Below are 6,124 nucleotides of genomic sequence, written 5' to 3' on the forward strand. Positions count from 1 at the left end.
TTTTTTTCAATCTTGGAAAGATATTCCCATTGCGGCAAATCATATAAAGTTTAAGCAACGGCAGCACGGTTTTTTGTGCAATGAAATGATAAATATGTACAACATCACGGTAATCTCCGTGGGAAACTTTACCAGATCCAAGGTGTGGATAGTGTCTTCTGCTTATCCCAAATCGCAGATATTTCAAAACAACAACGGTGGAGAATGAATGTTGGATATGTTCTAGGGAAGGTTGCAAAAAATGGCTAAAAAGTTCTCAAAAAAAATACCAAAAATGACGAAAGGAGCGGTTTCCCACTCCTTCGTTCCTATCTCCCCTTTCGGGGAAGCGGCCACCATTACTGATGCCGTGTATGCTGATATAGATACACTTATTTTTCTCAAAAGTCAATACTGTAAATGCGGTAAATATTTGAGCATCAGAGCTACAACTTTATGAAAATCTTCGCAGGATAACCTTGGAACGGTACGTGAGCAACTTAAACGACTTACAGAAACTGTTGTGACATAATTGCAGATAATCCATGCTTTTTTATTCTCTATAGGAGATTGTATTGGATACGCAGCGGGATTATTGGGTTGTGATTTCGTTGAAAAAGGTAAAACTGTCACATTTCCATATAATTTTGCATTCTTAGAAAGCACTAAAACAGGCCGCTTTTTCCAAAATTCAGGGAGTATCGAATCATGAGGAAAATCGCACCAAAAAACTTGTCTGATGCGTGGTGCCGATTTGATTCGTGGTTTTATGTGAGGTGGTTTTTTGTAAGGAGCATTTAAATCCGTTTCTCTTATATGCTCGCGCCATGCATTATGATCATGTTCCATCATAACACATGGTTCTTCAAGTTTGGTTATATCTAAGGAAATAGGTGATAGGGTAGAAGGCGCTGTGTTCTTATCTTCAGCCATAGCAGACCATTTATATTTATCGGTCCCCTCACTTATTATTTTACGGCTTTTCTATCACGGGTTTTTATCAAAATGTTGCTCATAAGTACAGAGAGGTGAAACCATAAAATGGATATATCTGCTTATTTTTGTCTTTTGTGTACAACGCTAGAGGAGGGATGTTGGTGATAGGTGGGATGTTGGTGACTCGTTGGTGTTGGTGGGTTGGTTTGGCGGTGGGTGGTTTTGGGTGGTGATTGGTGACTGGAGGGTGTTGGTTAGGGGGAAGCGATTGGAGAGAACGAGTGCACGCGGTTTTGTTTCTATTTTATGATTAGAGTTTTTTATTGCTTGAAAAGAGCCCTTTTGAGGCAACATAAAAACTAATAAGCATGTAAAATAGGCTTGAGACGACATTCCAGCCGGCAAATGAAAGAAAAAGAAAGCGTGCGGATGCTTCAGAACAAGAAGGGGGATGAATGTTGTTTAATTGGTTAAGTAGCTGGTTAATGTCTGAGGTTTTTCTGACTGCGCTTAAACCACAACTGAGGGGAGCTGCCCAAAAGCCATATTCAACACCTGCATGATAAACGGCTAAAACAAGGCTTATACACATTAAGACAAAAACACACAAAAATAAAAGTTGTATCCAAGCAGACATGCGAAAAAACCATGCCCCAAAACCTGCTAAGAGCAAAAAGGGTATGGCACCATAATAGGGAAAACGCTCTATGAGACACAAATCGCAAGGAAGATACCCTCCAAAATATTCAAAACCAAGGGCAAGACCTATTGTAGCGGACAAGCAAAAAGCGAGAAAAAAAGCCCATAAACTTTGTTCTTTTCTGCTGGGTTCAAGATGAAGGTGCTTGTATAAAAGTGGGTGAGAAGACAAAAGGCACGCCATTAAGTCTGTTCCTTATAAAAGCTTTTTGTTTAAAAAAGCTATGAAAATCCCATAAATTAAAACGAGACTAACACAACCAATGAGAATAATCCATTTGAAATGCTGTACTAGAAAATTCATTGCTTTTTGTCCAAAATGTTTAATCAGCCATGCGAGAAGATAAAAACGAGCGCCTCTAGAAAAAATACAAATAAGAATGAAAAGTTCAAGGTGTACACTCATTACACCGGCCAAAATTGTGACAATCTTGATGGGGGGAAGATGAAAAAAACCTGATGTTATCAGTAAAATGACTAGAAATTGCAGGGTTGCACTATTTTTCAGAGATTCAAAACTTTCAACCTTACCGTAAATTTCTAAAATGGGTTTGGCAAGAGTATCATAGGCAAAATGTCCGATAAACCAACCGGCAATGCCTCCTAATACAGAACAGATAGTCGCAATCAAAGCATAGTAATAAACCCGCTTTTGATGGATAAGCAGCATCGGAATATATAAAACATCTATCGGAATTGGAAAAACAGAACTTTCAATAAAGGCAATGAAACCAAGCCAGTGTGGTGCTGTACGCCGATTTGCTAAAGAAATCGTCCAAAGCTTTAATTTGTTTAATATCATGAGGCTTTCTATAAATTTAAGAGGTAAAGACTTTACAAATGAGATTGTTATAAATCCGGTAGAGAAATCCAATAAAGAAAATATTTCATAAAACAGATAAGAAAATGATATGAATTCTTAAAAAATGAGAAGTCTTCTGTTGACGAATCTGTGCTTCTTCATATAGTGCAAAAGAATAATCGACAAGTCTGTCTCTTATAGTCCTGTCTTTTATAGCAATGTGCGGGTGTGGTGGAACTGGTAGACGCGCCAGACTCAAAATCTGGTTCCGAGAGGAGTGTCGGTTCGAGTCCGACCACCCGCACCACTTCATAAATATTTTCCTTTATCCTGTTATGGCGCATCGTGTTGATTTATAAAACATGTGGAATTGATAAACAGTGTTCAATGTTTTGCATGTTGAATGAAAAACCTCGAATACCATAGGATTCTCTCATTTTAAGTCTGTTTATTTTAAATTGACCAAAATCATGTCTCTTGTACATTGCAAGCTGGATGCGCTATTGTGGAATGAAATTTTACAAAAAATGAATAAAAATGCCTCTTAATAAACCGTTTCAAGGGCATCATTGGGGGGTAGGAGTGTATGATGGATGGTGCCAGCTTGTACTTTTATCTTGCACTTTTATGAAGTGTAAAGATGGTGCTCTATAGATTTTATATTCTTGTGGGTGCTGTCGCAAAATGGGCTTGAGGGTTTTGAGAGATGTTTCTTTAAAACACGCATGTGAATTAGCAACCAAAGTGTTTTTGATTTGAATGTATTTGGGATTTGAATGTATTTGGGATTTGAGCGTGTTTGAGATTTGAATGTGTTTGGTTTGGAGCGCTGTCGTATGACATGAGGGGCGTGATCCAAAAAGATATGTGAGAAACAAAAACATGAGGCAATGCGTAATCTCCACTCTTTAAAAGACAGAGTTTTAGAGGCTTAAAAGATTGTGTTTTAGAGGCTTTATAGATTTTATATTCTTGTAGGTGCTGTCGCAAAATGGGCTTGAGGGTTTTGAGAGATGTTTCTTTAAAACACGCATGTGAATTGGCAACCCAAGTGTTTTTGATTTGAATGTATTTGGGATTTGAGCGTGTTTGAGATTTGAATGTGTTTGGTTTGGAGCGTTGTCGTATGACATGAGGGGCGTGATCCCAAAAAGGTCCGTGAGAAATACAAGCATGAGGCAATGCGTAAACTCCTTTCTTTAAAAGACAGAGCTGTAGAGGCTTAAAAGATAGGGCTTTAGAGGCTTTGAAAGTCGTAAAACCGAAGTAAAAGGAAATAGTAAGGTTGGAAATTGGTTTTTGCCTTGACAATTTCATATTCTCCCCAAATGAAGCTGTCTCCCCGTTACAGAAATTACATAAACAGAGAACCGCAATATCTTCTCTCTACTCTGGTATACAATAGCTGTAAACACTGTCATTTGAAGTGTGGTCATATAGGGTCTGTAAACTTCCTTGAAACGTTACAGTATTTTTTTCAGTGTGTGTTGGATATTCTTAAGAGTGTTTGTTTTACTTTAGGTTTAAGGGCATTCCATGGGGAGGCGCCAAGAGGAGCCCGCCCCAAGAGTCCCCAAGAGTTGTTGTGTTCTTACAAACGGATATGATTTTAGAAATGGGTTTTTAGAATCTTGATCCTTCAAGAGTGGGAAAGCCGAGTCAACATCACCTTATAAAACTGCAATTGATGCACAATATCCATAGTTATTTTAAAGCAATATCTCTTAATAACTGCTCTCATTTATTTTATGATGGCGTATTTTACGATGGCGCCCAGTGGTATGATGGTAAAGCTTTTATATTCCAAATGCATTACATGGAAGGGTGAGAGGATAGGAGCTTGCTTTAAAAGAGGAGAGGCTTTATTGTTTCATGACTATTTGTTTACAGTTTAGTCCTAGTTTTTAGAATCTAGGTCTTTTTAGGGGGGAAAGAGGCATAAAAAAACCCCGTTTTTAACAGGGGTTTTTAATAGTTCAATTTTTCTACAAAACTTAGAATTTATAAGCGATACCAAAGCGAAAATCATGCGTTTGAGAAGAGATTTTAAGGTCATCGTTTGCAAATTTCTTTTTAAAAAAATCTGAATAACGATATTCTGTACGCATGATGATATTATCTGTCATTGCAAGGTCAAAACCACCACCAATAGTGTAACCAAGCATTGTTTTTGTCTTATCTAACACATCGCCAGAAGCAAAAATTGTCGAATCTTCTTGCGATTTTGATAAAAGTGACATGATATATTGCATCTGTGTATAGGCTACACCCCCTGCAATATAAGGCATAAGACGATGGGAAGCAAAACCAATACGCGCACGCGCAGCACCAGACCATGTTTCTTTTAATGTTACACTGCTGACAACAATGTCACCATAGTTGGGGATTGTTTCATCCTGAGCTGCAGGTTTTATGATAGGAATCCCAGCTTCTTTAAAGGCAATGTTAATGGAGTCTAATTCATTTAGAATTTTCTTTCCATTGTCTGTTTGGGTGCTTTTCTTCCCAGACCAGACTATGTCCGTATCAAAACCGAAAACAAGGTCATCTCCCAGATCAATATTAGAACCTGCATACAAACCTGCTCTCAATCCTGATGGTTTCGGTGATAGAGTTCTATCAACCCAAGCCCATTTTCCATCCCTGGCTTCTTGTGCGTAATCTAGAATATTTTTACTGGAAAAATATCCAATTTGTCCTCCAAAATAAAAACCAGACCAAGAAAAAGGTGCAGAAACAGTAACCGGTGAGATACGTGACGATGAATCATTTTGCAATGAAACCTTCGGTTTTGATTGCTCAAAGATTACCGTATCTGCTGCTTGCGCTGTTGAAGTGGTAATGAAAGTGAAAATAGATAGTGCAATTAAACATTTTGTTTTCATAAAAAACGTCCCCAGTTTATTTCGAATACAAAGTGTATTATATACAAATTGGTTAAAGAAATCTATATTTAATATCATTATGAAAATTAAAATACTCAAAAAATCTATAATTACCCATATTTAAGCGTTCTTAAAACTTTCTTTCATGCTATTATCCCGCTTTTGTATTGATTTTTCAGTATTTTTTATATACACCCTCTTCAGAGTTCTCTTTGTTTTAGAAAAAATTATAGTATAGTAAACGAGCTTTTTATTTGTTTAAAAAAACATTATTTTATATATATTAAAAACACTCTTTGCTACTCAGTGTTAAATATATTATCCACTATGATTGATATCATTGTACTTAATATTCAATTAGTGGCAAAATGCGTATTGGCACTATCATATTCTTTTCTCGTTTCTGATATTGCGTAGCTTTGTATTGCGATAGCCTTTTGAGCACTTGAGAGGATGAGCGACTTTATTTCTTTATTTCTTTTTTTATCTATATGCCACTTTTGCTTATGACAATCCAAGCGAATAGTTTTGATTGCGAATAGTTTTTATTGCTTGAATGGAATACGAAGAATAAGAAGGAGAAAAGTGCGAGAATTTAAAGTTTCATGAGGTTTCTCATGCGCCATGTAAAACGATAAATTCTCCTTTTCGTTCGCTTAAAGCCGGAACGTGGATGAGAGCCTAAAAACTGAATGTCGTTGGTGATTTTTAAGAGATTAACTTTAAAGAGATTAGTGCGTACACTTAGGTTTTTACGGAAATGGGTGAGGGCGCTATGATGGGTAAATGCCTCAAATTTCTTGCGAGTTGTCAAGGATATCCC

General features: G+C 37.0%; 4 protein-coding genes, 1 tRNA gene and 1 pseudogene. 1 reads left to right on the forward strand and 5 read right to left on the reverse strand.

The features are described from left to right. Positions 1-387: 387 nt before the first annotated feature. The 3 genes from ACFIKE_RS07825 to ACFIKE_RS07835 all read right to left on the reverse strand — a co-directional run bounded on the left by ACFIKE_RS07825 (position 388) and on the right by ACFIKE_RS07835 (position 2,416). Entirely contained in the window at positions 388-912 is a 525-nt protein-coding gene (locus ACFIKE_RS07825; RefSeq protein ID WP_375625307.1) for a type II toxin-antitoxin system PemK/MazF family toxin, read from the reverse strand. A 313-nt stretch (positions 913-1,225) separates the two neighbouring features. Further along, positions 1,226-1,798, reverse strand: a complete 573-nt coding sequence (locus tag ACFIKE_RS07830) for a disulfide bond formation protein B (RefSeq protein WP_375649082.1) — start codon at positions 1,796-1,798, stop codon at positions 1,226-1,228. A gap of 12 nt (positions 1,799-1,810) precedes the next feature. Then, the gene (locus ACFIKE_RS07835; protein WP_375625309.1) at positions 1,811-2,416 is read right to left on the reverse strand and encodes a YqaA family protein; all 606 of its coding nucleotides are present in this window, start codon (positions 2,414-2,416) and stop codon (positions 1,811-1,813) included. Between the two features lie 222 nt (positions 2,417-2,638). Between ACFIKE_RS07835 and ACFIKE_RS07840 the strand changes: the two genes are divergently transcribed. Then, positions 2,639-2,723 (forward strand) — tRNA-Leu (locus ACFIKE_RS07840). A 1,687-nt stretch (positions 2,724-4,410) separates the two neighbouring features. Here the strand turns inward: ACFIKE_RS07840 and ACFIKE_RS07845 are convergent. Together ACFIKE_RS07845 and ACFIKE_RS07850 are read right to left on the reverse strand one after the other, a co-directional pair. Then, positions 4,411-5,301 (reverse strand): outer membrane protein, encoded by an 891-nt coding sequence (locus ACFIKE_RS07845; protein ID WP_375649085.1) that lies wholly within the window; start codon positions 5,299-5,301, stop codon positions 4,411-4,413. A gap of 595 nt (positions 5,302-5,896) precedes the next feature. Further along, a pseudogene (locus ACFIKE_RS07850) lies at positions 5,897-6,124 on the reverse strand (hypothetical protein); the annotation flags it as partial.

This window comes from Bartonella sp. MU70NMGDW, from assembly GCF_042194085.1.
GTDB lineage: Bacteria > Pseudomonadota > Alphaproteobacteria > Rhizobiales > Rhizobiaceae > Bartonella > Bartonella grahamii.

Bases quoted from the DNA above. Each gene is read 5' to 3' on its own strand.
- ACFIKE_RS07835 (WP_375625309.1), bottom strand. From the start codon at position 2,416: ATGATATTAAACAAATTAAAGCTTTGGACGATTTCTTTAGCAAATCGG.
- ACFIKE_RS07825 (WP_375625307.1), bottom strand. From the start codon at position 912: ATGGCTGAAGATAAGAACACAGCGCCTTCTACCCTATCACCTATTTCC.
- ACFIKE_RS07845 (WP_375649085.1), bottom strand. From the start codon at position 5,301: ATGAAAACAAAATGTTTAATTGCACTATCTATTTTCACTTTCATTACC.
- ACFIKE_RS07830 (WP_375649082.1), bottom strand. From the start codon at position 1,798: ATGGCGTGCCTTTTGTCTTCTCACCCACTTTTATACAAGCACCTTCAT.